The 15,284-nt window shown below is 64.1% G+C and carries 13 protein-coding genes; 10 read left to right on the top strand and 3 right to left on the bottom strand.

Features of this window, described 5'->3' with window-relative positions; all coding sequences use genetic code 11:
* Positions 1–52: 52 nt before the first annotated feature.
* The 6 genes from FHG09_RS17985 to FHG09_RS17960 all read left to right on the top strand — a co-directional run bounded on the left by FHG09_RS17985 (position 53) and on the right by FHG09_RS17960 (position 5,991).
* Complete coding sequence (locus FHG09_RS17985; RefSeq protein ID WP_152349020.1) at positions 53–835, top strand: SDR family oxidoreductase; 783 nt, start codon at positions 53–55, stop codon at positions 833–835.
* Positions 836–924: 89 nt separating this feature from the next.
* On the top strand, positions 925–1,932 hold the full coding sequence (locus FHG09_RS17980) for an NADPH:quinone oxidoreductase family protein (protein WP_152349019.1): 1,008 nt from the start codon (positions 925–927) through the stop codon (positions 1,930–1,932).
* Positions 1,933–1,973: 41 nt separating this feature from the next.
* Entirely contained in the window at positions 1,974–3,197 is a 1,224-nt protein-coding gene (locus tag FHG09_RS17975; protein WP_152349018.1) for an acyl-CoA dehydrogenase family protein, read from the top strand.
* The gene (locus FHG09_RS17970) at positions 3,194–4,222 is read left to right on the top strand and encodes a phosphotransferase family protein (RefSeq protein WP_152349017.1); all 1,029 of its coding nucleotides are present in this window, start codon (positions 3,194–3,196) and stop codon (positions 4,220–4,222) included. The genes FHG09_RS17975 and FHG09_RS17970 overlap by 4 nt, the downstream gene beginning before the upstream one ends.
* Positions 4,223–4,270: 48 nt before the next feature.
* Entirely contained in the window at positions 4,271–4,981 is a 711-nt protein-coding gene (locus FHG09_RS17965) for a TetR/AcrR family transcriptional regulator (protein ID WP_152349016.1), read from the top strand.
* A 53-nt stretch (positions 4,982–5,034) separates the two neighbouring features.
* A complete protein-coding gene (locus FHG09_RS17960) occupies positions 5,035–5,991 on the top strand; it encodes an alpha/beta fold hydrolase (protein ID WP_152349015.1) in 957 nt (318 codons plus the stop codon).
* A 128-nt stretch (positions 5,992–6,119) separates the two neighbouring features.
* Here the strand turns inward: FHG09_RS17960 and FHG09_RS17955 are convergent, their stop codons facing one another.
* Entirely contained in the window at positions 6,120–8,108 is a 1,989-nt protein-coding gene (locus FHG09_RS17955; RefSeq protein WP_152349014.1) for an FAD-binding monooxygenase, read from the bottom strand.
* Positions 8,109–8,226: 118 nt separating this feature from the next.
* Between FHG09_RS17955 and FHG09_RS17950 the strand changes: the two genes are divergently transcribed.
* The 4 genes from FHG09_RS17950 to FHG09_RS17935 all read left to right on the top strand — a co-directional run bounded on the left by FHG09_RS17950 (position 8,227) and on the right by FHG09_RS17935 (position 13,464).
* Entirely contained in the window at positions 8,227–8,991 is a 765-nt protein-coding gene (locus FHG09_RS17950) for an IclR family transcriptional regulator (protein ID WP_152349013.1), read from the top strand.
* Positions 8,992–9,135: 144 nt separating this feature from the next.
* Positions 9,136–9,945, top strand: coding sequence for an SDR family NAD(P)-dependent oxidoreductase (locus tag FHG09_RS17945; protein ID WP_152349012.1), 810 nt, complete (start codon positions 9,136–9,138; stop codon positions 9,943–9,945).
* Positions 9,946–9,971: 26 nt separating this feature from the next.
* Complete coding sequence (locus tag FHG09_RS17940) at positions 9,972–11,171, top strand: serine hydrolase domain-containing protein (RefSeq protein WP_152349011.1); 1,200 nt, start codon at positions 9,972–9,974, stop codon at positions 11,169–11,171.
* A 40-nt stretch (positions 11,172–11,211) separates the two neighbouring features.
* The gene (locus FHG09_RS17935; protein ID WP_152349010.1) at positions 11,212–13,464 is read left to right on the top strand and encodes a cytochrome P450; all 2,253 of its coding nucleotides are present in this window, start codon (positions 11,212–11,214) and stop codon (positions 13,462–13,464) included.
* 4 nt (positions 13,465–13,468) lie between these two features.
* Here the strand turns inward: FHG09_RS17935 and FHG09_RS17930 are convergent, their stop codons facing one another.
* On the bottom strand, positions 13,469–14,062 hold the full coding sequence (locus FHG09_RS17930; RefSeq protein ID WP_152349009.1) for a TetR/AcrR family transcriptional regulator: 594 nt from the start codon (positions 14,060–14,062) through the stop codon (positions 13,469–13,471).
* Positions 14,063–14,662: 600 nt separating this feature from the next.
* The coding region (locus FHG09_RS17925) for an anti-sigma factor (RefSeq protein WP_152349008.1) at positions 14,663–15,284 on the bottom strand (622 nt) is incomplete at its 5' end.

Genomic DNA, 15,284 nt, shown 5'->3' with positions numbered 1-15,284 from the left:
GGCGAATGGAGGCCGGGCAGACCGTGCAGTCACACCTAACAAGGGAGTTTCCATGGATATGTCGACACTGTTTGCGCTGAAAGGGCGCAGTGCGCTGATCACTGGCGGCTCGCGCGGAATCGGCAGGATGATCGCCGAGGGATTCGTGCAGTCGGGCGTGCGCGTCTACATCACCGCCCGCAAGGCCGAGGCCTGTGACGCGACCGCGGCCGAGCTGTCCGAACAGGGAACATGCGTGTCCCTGCCCGGTGACATCTCGACGAAAGAGGGACTTGCTTCGGTGGTAGCCCGTCTCCGTGAGCACGAGACCAGTCTGGACATCCTCGTCAACAATGCCGGTGCCGCCTGGGGCGCGCCGTTCGACGAGTTCCCTGAGGACGGGTGGGACAAGGTCATGGACCTCAACCTCAAAGCGATGTTCTTCCTCACGCAGGCACTCGCGCCGGATCTGCGGGCCGCCGCGACCTCGGGGAGCCATCTCGCCAAGGTCATCAACGTCGCCTCCATCGACGGTATCCGACCCAATCCGCTGGAGACCTACAGCTACCACGCGTCCAAGGCCGGGGTGATCCACCTGACCAAACGCTTGGCCTCCCGGCTGGCACCAGAGGGAGTGATCGTCAGCGGCATCGCTCCCGGAGCATTCGGGACGAAGATGAACAAGGACGCCCGCGACCACGGCGACGAGGTGAAGACGGAGATCCCCGCGGGACGGATAGGCACAGATGAGGACATGGCCGGAGTCGCCGCCTATCTCGCTTCTCGGGCCGGCGACTACGTCGTGGGAGAGACGATCGTCGTCGATGGCGGTGTCGTCGCCTCGTCTCGTCTCTGAATACACCGTCCCGCAGACACGCTTCCGCTCATCCGACTCGACAGCATCACGCACGTGTGCGAAACCAGACGAAAGGACACCCGACCATCATGAGAGCAATGCAGCTGAGAGCCACCGACGGCCCCGGCTCCCTCGAACTTCGTGACGTCGAGACTCCGACGCCCGGGCCCGGCGAGGTCCTCATCGACGTCGCCTATGCCGGCGTGACCTTCCCCGAACTCCTCCAGTCCCGCGGTCAATATCAGATGCGGCCGGCGCTGCCCTACACCATGGGGTCGGAGGTCTCCGGGCTCGTAGGTGAGCTGGGCGAAGGCGTCACCGGTCTCAGTGTCGGCGACCGCGTCGTCGGGGTGGCGAACACGGGAGCCTACGCGGAGTCCGTCGCCGTCCCGGCCGCCAGCGTCCTCCCGCTTCCGGAGACCGTATCGCTGACCGACGGAGCAGGAATGCCGATGAACCTCCTGACCGCGGACTTCGCGCTGCGTGTGCGAGGGAGACTCGAGCCAGGTCAGACGGTCCTCATCCACGGCGCCGCAGGCGGACTCGGCAGCGCCCTCGTCCAGATCGCCCGCGCCTACGGCGGAGAAGTCGTAGGCGTGGTCTCGACCGAGGAGAAGGCCGAGACGGTGCGCAGCCTCGGCGCTTCGCATGTGGTCTTCGCCGGAGAATTCAAAGACGCGGTCAAGGACCTGTTCCCCGAGGGTGTCGACCTCGTCGCCGATCCGGTCGGCGGCGACCGGTTCACCGATTCACTGCGCACGTTGAAGACCTTCGGCACTCTCCTGGTTCTCGGATTCACCGCAGGATCCATCCCCGAAGTCAAGGTCAATCGTCTGCTGCTGGGCAACATCTCCGTGGCCGGAGTGGGGTGGGGTGCGGCTCTGGCCGGACGACCCGACATGGTCGCCGCCCAGTGGGACACGTTGTGGCCATATCTGGCTTCGGGAGCACTCGATCCCGTCGTTCACACCGTGCTCCCGCTGGAGAGGGCGCAGGAAGCTCTCGAGCTCATCGACTCCCGATCCGTGCGCGGCAAGGTCGTCCTCGAAGTCAGAGGCGAGACCGACAGCGCCGGCATTCATAATCACCGGGCCTGAAACCACATACACGCCAGAAACCATCCGAGAGAGCAGGAACTATGGACTTCGCACCAGATGAGACGACCCGGGACTACCAATCCAGGCTCAACGCCTTCATGGACGACTTCGTCTACCCCGTCGAACCGGTCTACCACCGGCAACGGGCCGAGGCTGGGGACCCGAACTTCCATCCGCCCGTCCTCGAAGACCTCAAACGTGAGGCCCGATCCCAGGGACTGTGGAACCTGTTCCTGCCGTACGACGAATGGGGAGCAGGACTGACGAATCTGCAGTATGCGCATCTGGCGGAGATCACGGGCCGCAGTGCGGAGATCGCCCCCGAGGCCATCAACTGCAACGCACCTGATACCGGGAATATGGAGGTCCTTGCGCTCTTCGGGACCGACGAGCACAAGGAGAAGTGGCTCAAACCGCTGCTCGACGGTGAGATCGCCTCAGCGTTCTGCATGACAGAACCGGCGGTGGCGAGCTCCGATGCGACGAACATCGAGATGAGCATCGCCTCCGACGGAGACGACTATGTGCTCAACGGGCGAAAATGGTTCGCCTCGAACGCTCTGCACGCCAACTGTCAGGTCTTCATCGTCATGGGCAAGACCGACCCGAACGCCGAGGCCCACCGACAGCAGTCGATGCTCGTCGTCCCCAAAGACACCCCCGGCATCACCGTGGTCCGGGGACTGCCGGTGTTCGGCTACCTCGACCGGGAAGGCCACGCAGAAATCATCTTCGACGATGTGCGAGTGTCCAAGACTGCTCTGCTCTCCGGCGAAGGCGACGGATTCGCCATCAGCCAAGCACGGCTGGGACCGGGCCGCATCCACCACTGCATGCGCTCGATCGGGATGGCCGAACGGGCCCTCGACCTTCTGATCGACCGTGCCCGGGAACGAGTCACCTTCGGACAGCCGCTGGCGGAGCGGGCGAACATCCAGGATTGGATCGCCGAGTCTCGCGTCGAGATCGAAGCCACCCGCCTCCTCGTGCTCAAGGCTGCGTGGATGATGGACACGGTCGGCAACAAGGAGGCGGCGACGGAGATCGCGGCCATCAAGGTCAAGGCCCCGAACATGGCGCTGACTGTCATCGACCGGGCTATCCAGGTCCACGGCGGCGGAGGGGTCACAGACGATTTTCCGTTGGCCAGCTTCTACGCTCATCAGCGCACACTGCGTTTGGCCGATGGTCCCGACGAAGTTCACAAACGTTCGATCGCGCGGCGTGAACTGCGACGGAGGAAGAACGCACGGGAGTCTCGATGAGCGTCGAACTCGATCTGTCGAGCCTGGCGAGGTGGATACGGGACGCGGGCGAGACGGTGATAGGTTCGCTCCGCGCGGTCCGTGTGGGTCATGGGCAGTCGAACCTCACCTACCGCATCGACGATGAGGCGGGCCGGTCGTGGATTGCCCGTCGTCCCCCGCTGGGACATCTTCTCGCCTCGGCCCATGACGTGGCCCGGGAGCACCGGATCATCTCCGCACTGCAGCCAACTGGAGTGCCGGTCCCAGTCACCATCGGTGTCTGTGAGGATTCCGCAGTCGCCGATGTTCCTGTCGTCATCATGGAACACGTCGAGGGAACCGTCATCGACGATGAGGAGGCCGCCCGAAAGCTCGGCCCCGAGGCGCGCAGACGTCTCGGCCTCGAACTTGCTCGGACCCTGGCGAAGATCCACGCAGTCGACATCGACGCTGCGGACTTGGGGGACCTGGCCTCTCGGAAACCCTACGCGCCGAGGCAGCTGAAGAGGTGGAGCCGCCAACTCGAGGAGAGCCGGACCCAGGACCGCCCCGATCTCGACGCTCTCACGACGGTTCTGACCGAGCACCTGCCCGATCCTGGTGAGATCACTTTGGTCCATGGCGACTTCCACATCCGCAATGTCATCATCGACAACGCCACCGGTAACATCCGAGCGGTTCTCGATTGGGAACTGGCGACGCTGGGTGACCCACTGGCAGATGTGGGCAGCTCGCTGGCGTATTGGACCCAGCCGGGCGAGATGCCCAATGACCCCCTGGCCCCGACCGCAGTGGACGGATTCCCGACCCGGGCCGAGATTGCTGCCGAATACCTGGCTGCCTCGGGTCGCAGCGGGCGAACACTCGGCTTCTGGCACACACTGGGGCTGTGGAAGATCGCGATCATCGCCGAGGGCATCCGTCGCCGCGTTGCGGACAACCCTGAGAACGCCGCTGATCACGGAGTGCCCACGGGCCGCGACATCCAGGCGATCATTGATCAGGGATGGGCTGTTGCGCGGGAGAGCGGGCTGGCATCATGAGCATGCACTTTGGGTGTGCCCGAGAAATGGATTGTAGGATTGGCTGTCATGTCGACGACCGAAGACTCAGCTGAGGATCCTCCCACGCTCGTGGATACCGCGCTTCTGCGCGATCTCCCGACGACCACGCGAGGAGTCCGCACCCGGGCAGCCCTCGTCGCCGCTGCCAGAGTCGTGTTCGAACGCGATGGCTTCATCGATTCTCGGCTGACCGACATCACCAAAGAGGCCAAGTGCTCCACGGGCACGTTCTACACCTACTTCGACAGCAAAGAGCAGGCTTTCGCAGCCGTGCTCAACGAAGCTCAGGAGGACATGCTCCATCCGGGCCCGCCACACAGCAGTGACGAAGAACGCACCGTCATCGAGCAGCTGCGAGCCGGACATCGTGCCTACGTCGAGTCGTATAAGCGCAATGCGAAGCTGATGCTCCTGCTCGAACAGGTTGCCGCGATCGACGCGAACTTCCGTCGATTGCGTCTCGACCGGTCCCGGGCCTTCTCCGGACGCAATTGCCGGTGGATCAAAAAGCTTCAGGACGAAGGGTATGTGGACCCGAGCCTCGACCCTCTCATGTCCGCCCGGGCGCTGTCAGCGATGGTCGGACGGATGGCGTATTTCAAATATGCGGTCGAGGAACCGGACTGGGGCAGCGACGAATTGCTTGTGGAGACCGCGACTAAATTGTGGGTCAACGCGCTGGGCATTCCCACCGACGGGTCTCGTCGCAGTCCTCAGGCACCCGGTGCTCAGCAATGACCGGTGACCAGAGCCGATAGTCAAGGGACCGTGATCAGCGAGGAGGCTGGCCCATGACAACACCGACGATGTCTCAGCCCCACAGCGGTGCCCCGTTCGACAACGCGTCGGTGGCCGGGCGCTTGGCGGAGCTGCCGACAACCGCCGAAGCCGAGGCGCTGGCGGTGTCCACTGATCAAGGGGAGTTCGCCGCTTTCCGGGCGTCGCCAACGCGCCCGGATCCTGACCTCGGCGAGGCGATCCTTCTGCACGGGTGGCCGGAATACGCTTCTTGCTGGGAGAGGACCGCTGCGCTGCTCCTCGCACAGGGAATGGGTGTGTTCGCCTATGACCAACGAGGATATTCGCCGGGGGTGCGTCCGGAATCAGTGGGGCAGTACGCAATCGCGCGCCTGGTCGCCGACCTCGACGAAGTCTCCCGCGCGGCGGGGCTCGAACGATTCCACCTCGTCGGTCATGATTGGGGCGGACTGGTCGCTTGGCCTTTTGCCGCGAACCACCCGCAGCGTCTGAGGACCTGCACCGTCGTGTCGACCCCGCATCCCATCGCTCTCGGCAAACAGCTGAAGACGGACGAAGATCAATACGAGCGAATGGGCTATATGCGTTCGATCCAAGACCACCCGGAGGGAGTTGCTCGAGCATTGTTGCGCAATGACGGCAAGCGGCTGGTCGATCTCTATGGCGGAGTCGTCCCCGACGATCTCGCAGCTTCCAATGTTGGTCGATTCAGTGAGCCGGGTGCCTTCCTGTCTGTGCTCAAGTACTACCAGGCGATGGATGGCAGTGATCGGACGCGGAGCACTCCCATCACAGTGCCCACCAGTTTCGTGTGGGGCAGCGAGGACATTGCCTTTTCCCGCAGAACTGCAGAGCTCAGCGCCCGCTACGTCGAAGGGCTCTTTCGTTTTGTCCCTCTCGAGGGTGCGTCTCACTGGCTCCCGGAATCACATCCGAACGACATCGCTTCTACGGTCATCGACCAGGCACGGGTACACGCAGCGAATTAGCAGTGTGCAGATGCACGCTTCCGTTCACGCCGGCTCTGCCGGGCGAGACGCCACAAGCTCGATCGAGGACAGCTCACAGCGTCCTTTTCCTCTCGCCCTCGCCGCGATCGGTCCTGTCGTGGGTGTGCTCAACGCTGCGGACACATGATGGCTGTGAAGAACTCGGCCAGCTGTGCGTAGGCGTCGAGCGGCAGCACGTGGGCGACGTACTGGTCGGGTCGGACGACGACGATTGCGCCGCGGCCGCGGTCGATGCCGCGGCGCGTGAAGATGTCGGTGCCTGCGGCGAGATCCGCACAGAACATCTTCTCGTAGTCGACCAGCCCGAGACGCCCCTTGTGCGGCAGCAGGAAGTCAGGCATTCGCTCGAGCGCGAGATCACGGTGCCCCTGCTGGAAGACGGCACGCACATCGAAGACGGCATCCGGGTCGGCTCCTGCCGGAGTGTGGCGGAGTACCGGGGAGTTCGGATCCTCGGCGAGGAAGCGGCAGAGTTCGGCGATGGGCGAATCCGGAGACTGCGGATCGGCGGAATCGGCGAACAGGTAGAGACGCCAGCGACCATCGGCGCTCGCCTCATGGCCGAGTTCGAGCGGTTTCGCGTCGGCAAGGCGGATGACCGGTGCCGAGTGGAAGCGCTCGCCGATCGGGAATCCGGTGGCCAGATGCTCGTGCTCGTCGGTGCCGGTGATCATGTTCGGCGGGTAGTCCGTGGCGAAGCCTGCGGTGAATCGTCCTCCCGCGGTGAAGATCTCCTGTCGTTCCTGTGAACTCATTCCTCCTGCCTCTGGGGCATTCGGATCGGCCGGTTTGGCCGCCATGGCCTCCGACCACGTGAGGTCGAAGTCGATGAGCTCCTGGGCGATCGCGTGGCGTTCCTCGGCATAGGTGTCGAGCAGGCTCTCCGGGCTGAGTCCGCGCAGCACCGAGGCGAGCTTCCAGCCGAGGTTGAACGCGTCCTGCATCGACACGTTCATGCCCTGTCCAGCCTTCGCACTATGGGTGTGGCAGGCGTCGCCGGTGATGAAGACGCGGGGATGCCGGGTGCCGCGGTCGGCCTCGACGACGTCGTCGAAGCGTTCGGCGATGCGCTGGCCGACCTCGTAGACCGACCACCAGGCGATGTCTTTGATCTCGAGCGTGTAGGGGTGGAAGATGCGCTGTGCGGCGGCGATGATCTCATCCGAGGTGAACCGACCGCGGGCTGCCGGGTCGGTCGGATCGAGATCGCCGAGGTCGACGTAGAGGCGGACCATGTAGCCGCCCTCGCGGGGGATGAGCAGGACGCTGCCGCCGGTCGCCGACTGGATGGCTGACTTGAGGCGGATGTCCGGGAAGTCCGTGACGGCGAAGACGTCCATGACACCCCAGGCATGGTTCCGCGCATCGCCGGTCATCTCGATGCCCAGGCTGCGACGCACAGCCGAGCGGGCACCATCGCAGCCGACGACGTACTTCGCCCGGACTGTCGTCGGGGCGGCTGTCTCGGTCGATTGGGGCGAGGCCTCCTCGTCGCCGGTGCCAGTCGGGAGCACGGTCACCGTGACCGGGTGATCCGAGGTCTCATCGATGTCAACGGATTGGACCTCGAGACCGTAGTCGGGTGTCAGGCGGGTCGGGGACTTCGCCATGTGCTCGAGCAGGAAGTCCTGCATGCGGGCCTGGTTGACGATGACGTGCGGGTATTCGGACAGGCCCTCTTCCACGTCATCGATGCGGCCGGTGCGCACGATGTGGGAGGCATCAGCGGGATCGGGTCCCCAGAACGTCGTCTCATTGACCCAATAGGCCTCGCGGATCAGCCGGTCGGCGAGGCCGAAGGCGTCGAACATCTCGACGGTGCGGCAGGCGACGCCGTCGGCATGACCGAGTTCGAGGGGGCCGCCTCGGCGTTCGATGACCTTGGTGGTGATATCGGGGAATTCGGCCAGCTGTGCGGCGAGCACGGTCCCGGCCGGGCCCGTGCCGACGATGAGGACGTCGACAGTCTCAGCGGAATTCGCGGGGTGGGTGTCCGGAGCGGGGGACGCCACCTCGGCGGGTTCGCGGTCGGCCGTCGGTGCGGCGGGGCGGATCTCGGGATCTCCGGGACGGAATCCGTCGAGGTAGAACTGCATGGTGCTCCAATCGTCTGGGAATCGTCGTTGATCGGCGACGTGCTCTCGATCACCGTCGCGTCATCCCGAGGTCGATGCAAGCATTTTCTGCACAGTGGAAAACGACTAGAGTCGAACCATGGAACGCCGTGTGGTTGCTGAGAAGCCGACTCATCTGCTCGCTTCGGTCGACAATGCCCTGCGGCTGCTGCAGATCCTGCGGGACACGGGTGCGCTGCGGATCACCGATGCCGCTCGTGAACTCGGCATCAGCGTCTCCACGGCTCATCGGCTGCTGAGCATGCTCGTCTATCGCGGGTTCGCGGTCAGGGACGAGTCGCGGGTCTACCATCCCGGCCCGGGAATCGTCGCGAATGCGCAGGCGCAGTCGTCGCATCGCGGTGTGCTGTTGAGGATGCGGCCCAGGCTCGCCGAGCTCTCCGAGGTCACCGGCCAGACCTGCAACCTCATGGTGCGGGTGGGCACGACCACGCGGTTCCTCGACAGCCACGAGGGCGCTGACCGGCTGGGCATCGGGTCACGGGCAGGTGAGATCCTTCCGGCGTCCCTGACCTCCGGGGGACAGGTGCTGTTGGCCGAGCTCGAGTCGGCCGTACTCGAGAGCCTCTATCGGTCGAACTCCGCACGCACCTCGGGCGACTTCCTCGATGACGCGGCCTTCGCCCGGTTCCGCAGGCGACTGGAGTCCATCCGCCGGGTCGGGTGGGCCCTCAACCGCGAACGCACCGAGCGGGGTGTGGCGGCCCTCGGCATGGCTGTACGCGATGACGACGGCACCGCGGTGGCGGCTGTGAGCATCTCCGTGCCCAGCCGTCATGTGGCGCTGCTCGACTCACCCGAAATCCATGCGGCGCTCGCCTCGGCCGTGCTCGGCGACCGATGACAGGGCTGAGGCTGAGGGATGTTGGAGTCGGGGCGAAGACGAGGGTCGTCGTGACGCGGGGCGGGTAGCGCCAAGAAATTTCACTTGACATGTGTCTACTGAAGCTAAAGACTGTTTCCTACATCACACCAAGGAGGCAGAGCAATGAAGCTGGCAGACAAGGTTGCCGTCGTCACAGGAGCGGCATCAGGTATGGGGCGAGCCGCCGTCGAGGAGCTGGTCCGAAACGGCGCAACGGTCTACGCGATCGATCTGCGTGAAGAACCGCTTCTCCAGGCTTTCGAATCCGAGGCATCGGTCCGGACCATCGCCCTGGACATCTCCGACTCATCAGCGGTGTCCCGCGCTCTTCGCCGCGTCGAGGATGAACAGTCGCGGCTCGATGTGCTGATCAACGCGGCGGGCGTCTCCACCCCGAACAGTGAGAAACAGCGCTGGGTCGACGACATCAACCACGAGATGATCAATGCGGCCAAGGAAGGTCGGGAATACCACCCGGATTTCCTCTCAGGCACCACCGACGATGATTTTCGTCGAGTCATCGACATCAACCTCAACGGCACCTTCTTCATGATCAGGGAAGCTGCTTCGCTGATGAAAGAGACCGGAGGATCGATCGTCAACTTCGCTTCCGTTGCGGGGCTGATGGGTCTGCCGATGCCCGCCTATTACCCGGCCTCGAAAGCCGCGATCGTGGGGATGACCAAGGCCATCGCGGCCGAGCTCGCCCCCTTCGATATCCGTGTCAACGCTCTCGCCCCGGCGGGGATCAACACTGCGATGTTCGCCGCCTCCGGTGACGAGCACATGGACGCTCTGCTGGCACTGCAGCCGCTCAAACGCGTTGCCGAACCGGAAGAGATCGCCAAGACCGTCCTGTTCCTCGCCTCCGAGGAATCCGGACATTACACCGGTCAGACGCTGTCGCCCTCCGGCGGCGCGGTGATGATGTGAACCTCCCCAGCGAAAGGAACAGACAGATGGATATGCACAGAGACGTCGTCATCAATGACATCGCCGGCATGGAAGCTCGCTTCATCAGCCGTCTGGACGAGGCGATCGCAGAAGACCTGCAGACGGAGTCCTACTACGGAGCCAGCGTGGTCGTCGCCCGGGGCGGCGAGATCGCGCTGAAGGGAACGTACGGCCAATCGGATCGTCACCGAGGTCGTGCCACCGGCCCCGATGACGTCTACCGAATCCTGTCGATGTCCAAGGGGTTCACCAACGCCCTCGTCTACCGCGCACTGAGCGAGGGGCGGATCATGCTGTCGACCCGTGTCGTCGACCTCATCCCGGAATTCTTCGGCACCGAGCCGTTCCGGGCAGCGCGCAAAGAGCGCATCAATCTGGCGCACCTGCTCACCCACCGCGCGGGAATGCCTGCGACGCCCAACCCAGGGCTGGGGCCGGAGTCCTTTGCGGTGCTTGCAGACGTCATCGACGCCCTCGGCTCCGTGGATGTGGTCAATGAGCCCGGAGAGAACCTCAACTACTCGGCTGCGATCAACCACGCACTCATCGGCGAGATGCTGCGCAGGGCCTACGGCGCAGCCTCATTCCGAGACCTCATGCACGACAAGATCTTCGCACCAGCCGGAATGAACACGACGCGCTTCGGCCTGCCCGAGGATTGGACGGACCGGGCGGTCCCTCTCGAGGTGATCGTCGCCAACGACTCCTGGTTGAAGCCCGAGGACATCGAAGTGCTCAATGACGTCATCGCCCGCCCCGACGCAGAGATGCCGTGGGTCGGAGCGGTCTCCACGATCGATGACGTCTTCACGTTCACCGAGCTGCTGCGGAATCGGGGCCGCTCCGCCTCGGGCGAACTCCTCTTCAGTCCGACGGTGCTCGACTTCGCCACCACGAAACAGACCGGCGATCAGATCAACGACCTCTACGGCATGGTCGCAGCGGCACGGCACTGGGATGCTCCTGAGGGCAACATGGGACTCGGAATGGCGCTGGCGGGCACCGGAACCTATGCGCGCTTCTTCGGCCCGTTCGTGTCGCCGCGGACATTCGGCTCCTACGGCGCGGGTTCGTCCCTTCTGTGGGTCGACCCGGTCTCAGATGTCAGCTTCTGCTTCCTGTCGAGCGGCGTTATGGATGAGGCCGATAACGTGGCCAGATTCCAACGTCTGTCATCAATCGTCGCCTCAGCGGTCATCGACTGACCGAACCAAACGGACTTCAGAGAGGAAGATCCCGACCACTATGACAACCACGTCTCACGACTCACACCCGGTCGGTCGCTGCCCCATCGCGCACGGCTTCGACGTCATGGGCGACGCCTACTACACGGATCCCGCGGTCCACCTGGCCGAATACAGAGAGCAGACTCCGGTCTTCTGGTACGAGCCCCTGCATGCTTGGATCGTCACCACGCGTGAGGACTGTCTCGAAGTCCTATCGGACTGGCAGACGTTCTCCTCCGCGTCGAACTCCGCAGCGGATGTCCCCGAACGACACCGGAGCGTCTACCCTCCGGAACTGGTGGCCAAGATGATCGTCGGCATGGATCCGCCCGACCACACGCTGGCACGGTCGGTGGCACAGAAGGGCTTCGTCAAGGACCGGATGGATCGACTCCAACCCGAGATCGAGGCCCGTGCCAACCGCATCATCGACCGCTTCGAGGAACAGGGGTCGGCGAACCTCCTCGAGGAGTACTCCCTCGAACTGACCACACAGACGATCATGGCGCTGCTCGGATTGGACTACGAATACGAGGGCATGCTGCGCCAACTCCGTGACGACCTGTTCGCCATCCTCTCCTCGGCTCACGCGCCGATGGACGAACCCGAGAAGTCCGTCGTCTGGGACCGCTTCGTCGACTCCAATCTAGTTCTCCGCGAGATCATCGACCAGCGACGCGATTCGGAGGCCGACGACCTCATCTCGGTGATGGCCTCGTCACGGAACTCCGATGGATCATTCGCGTTGTCGTCGGAACAGATCGGCTTGCACATCTCGGAATTCTCGGCAGCGGGAACCGACACCACCGCACAGGCGATGACAAATGCCGTGCTCTTCGTGACGCAGCATTCCGAAGCTCTTGAAGACGCCCTGGTGGAGCCGCAGCTGTGGTCGAACGTCTTCGAGGAGACCGTTCGTCGTCGCCCGTCCTCGACCTTCACCTCCCGCAAGGCCACCCGCCCGGTGACTCTTTCGGGTGTCGAGATCCCGCCCGGTGACATGATCTTCGTCGGCTTGGCATCGGCCAATACGGATCCGACCTATGTGCGCGATCCCTTCGAGTTCGACATCCACAGACCGGTCCCGACCGACCATCTCGCGTTCACCTCGGGGCGTCACACCTGCTTGGGCAATCCGCTTGCCCGGGTGCAGGGTGCCACGGGTCTGCGAGTGCTCTTCGAACGGCTGCCCTCCTTGCGACCGGATGACATTCACGAGCTCGACTTCGCACGGCTGCCGCTGCTGCCGGTCCGTCGCTCGCTGCACGTGCACTGGGACGTTACGGATGTGCACCGCAATCGCACGCAGACAATCCGGCAGCTCAATCTTCGGGTCGCCGAGCGAACCGAGCTGACCGCCTCGGCGGCGGCCATCACTTTGGAGCATCCGGACGGCGGTGTCCTTCCGCGGTGGAAGGCGGGCGCGCATATCGATGTGACCTTGGCCGATGCTGACGGAGAACCGCTGGTGCGACAGTACTCGCTGTCATCCGACCCGGCCGAGGCCTCGCGGTATCGCATCGGGATCTTGCGCGAGGACGACGGGCGGGGCGGTTCGAAGCTTGCCCATGAGCAGCTGCAGGCGGGGTCCGAGGTGACTGTGTCCTGGCCGCGCAACAACTTCCGGCTGTCCGGGGCGCAGAAGTATCTCTTCATCGCCGGCGGAATCGGGATCACGCCGATGCTGGCGATGATTCGAGAGGCGAATGCTGCCGGCGCGGAGTGGGAGCTGCACTATGCGGGCAGAGCGCGCGAAACCATGGTCTTCCTCGACGAGCTCGCGGAGTTCGGGGATCGTGTCACCCTCTATCCGGGCGACGAAGGTCGGCGTCTGTCCCTGTCCGGACTTCTCGAGCATGCCCAGGACAACTGCCTGGTGTACGTCTGCGGGCCCGAATCGCTGATGGATGCCGCAGAACAGGCAATGGGTGAATGGCCCGATGATGCGCTTCGACTCGAACGATTCGCTCCCAAGACAGTCGAGCGCACCGAGCCGGATACACCCTTCGAAGTGCGGTTCGAGGCGAGTGGAGTGTCGGTCGAGGTGGGATCGGATCAGACGATCCTCGAGGCGGCCGCGGAGGCGGGTCTCCCCGTGATCTCATCGTGTGAGGAAGGCACCTGCGGCACGTGTGAGACCCGTGTGGTGTCCGGCGATGTCGATCACCGGGATTCGATTCTCAGCACCTCCGAGCAGGCGGCGAACGAGACGATGATGATCTGCGTCTCCCGCGCTCAGGGAACCTGCCCGCTGTTGGTGCTCGATAAATGATGTCTCAGTCGAGGAAGGCTGACCACTGCTCGGCGAGGCTGCGCAGGATGAGCTTCTCCGAAATCGACTGTCCGCGCACGTAGAGGAAGTAGAAGTTGTGCTCCAGGCCGATCATCAGCGTGATGAGGTGTGCTTCCCACTGATCGCGGTCGTCACCGGTCCGGGGCCCAGCGTGGGTCGCGGACCGTGAGCGCGTGATCCGTCGGTGGAGTTCGAGCCATTCGTCGAACACTGCGGAATCGACGGTCATTGCCCGTGAGATGGCGTCGAATTCGGCGCGATGTGTCTTCCACAGCTGTGCGGCCGTCTCCAGCCAAGTCATGACACCGTCGACCGTGGTTTCCACACCGTCGAGTCCGCTGTACAGTCCGAGGACCTCGGACTCCAACTGGCGCATGCGGTGCAGCACGATCTGCGACTTGCTGGTGAAGTGCAGATACAGATTTGCCCTGCTCGTCTCAGCGTGCCGGGCGATCTGCACCATCGACGTCGTTTCGTAGCCGGCGGTTTCGAACAGCTCGAGCGCTGAGTCGACGATGCGCTGCTGCGTCTGCAGCTTGTCGATGTCCCGCTGGGTGGCCACTCGGCTCCTCTTCATCGGCTGTGGTTAGTCAGTACAAGACTAGCGAATCCGGCTCGAAATCTCGGTGCCCAGCCGCGTCGCGAATCAACCGCGTCGACCAACAGAAGTTCAGGGGACGAACACATGCGTAGGCGCTCCCACGGCATAAGCGTGGAAGTACGTCGCAGCTGCCCGCCTCGGCGGCCATTTTGCGAAGTCCACGGTCAATGGAGGCGAGAATATGAGCGCCTACACCGTAGTCAAGAACGACGGCCGCACGCTGGTCACGATGGTGATCAAAGCGAAGGACGCCGCTTCTGTGCCTGCGAACCCGGTGAATCACTTGGCCCCCTTGAGTGCGACCCTCACTGGGATGCCGGCCCCGCGGCACGCGGCACAACTTCCGCGCGAGCTATCGCCATTTTGGAAGGGCCTCGTGAAGTGCTCTTCACTGCGTCCGTGCGGTGCAGGGTTCTCCTGTGCCTCCGGGGGATGAGGCCGGCAGGGGGCTGCAGTGCGTCATAGGATCTGACAGTTGGTGACCCATCCACAAGTGTTCGGAATGAGATGTGGACGAGCTCTCGCGGCAATGGTCGAAGTCGGCTGCGCGGGCCTGGTCGAGGTCGACCTCGGGCCTTACAGGTCGATCGCCACGACCGGGTCCGTGGTCGGCTGGTCGGATCCGCCCTCCGGTTCGACGGTGATACCTAAGACGCTGTCGGTAGAGAACTCGTGGCCGGCGATCGTCACCGGCTCACCGGTCATCAGTCCGGCGCTTGCGGGGCCGTCATCGCCGATCACCCACATCTGCATCGACTTCCCGGCCGGAGGCTGCCCGATATCGTCGGGACTGAGCCGGATGAGCTGTTCGGACTCCGAGGATCGAACCGTGACCGTTCCTCCCTCCGGAAGCTCGGCCGTGCTCGTGTGCAGATCATCGGCCTGCATCAGCCGTGTGGAATCGTCGAGCTGCTGCTGCGCGGTGGTGAGGTCCTCCTCGAGCTGGTTCTGACGCTGTGTTTGCTGCCAGATAGTCACTCCGGAGCCGGCCGCGACGATGAGCGCGGCCGCGGCGGCCGCATAGGGCAGCCATGAGCGACGACGTGACTCGCGGTGGTCGGCCAGCGAGGTCGGAGACGCGGGTGCGATCGGGGTCGCTCCGGTCGGGTTGGCCTGCGTATGAGTCGCCGGCTTCTGCGGCCCGTCCGCCGAACTCTGCTGCGCATGTGTCGAGGGGATGGCGAGGATCGCATCGCGA

The sequence above is a fragment of the Brevibacterium sp. CFH 10365 genome, from assembly GCF_009299785.1.
GTDB lineage: Bacteria > Actinomycetota > Actinomycetes > Actinomycetales > Brevibacteriaceae > Brevibacterium > Brevibacterium limosum.
Note: the sequence above shows the minus strand (reverse complement) of the source record. Positions and strands in the feature narration are given on the sequence as shown.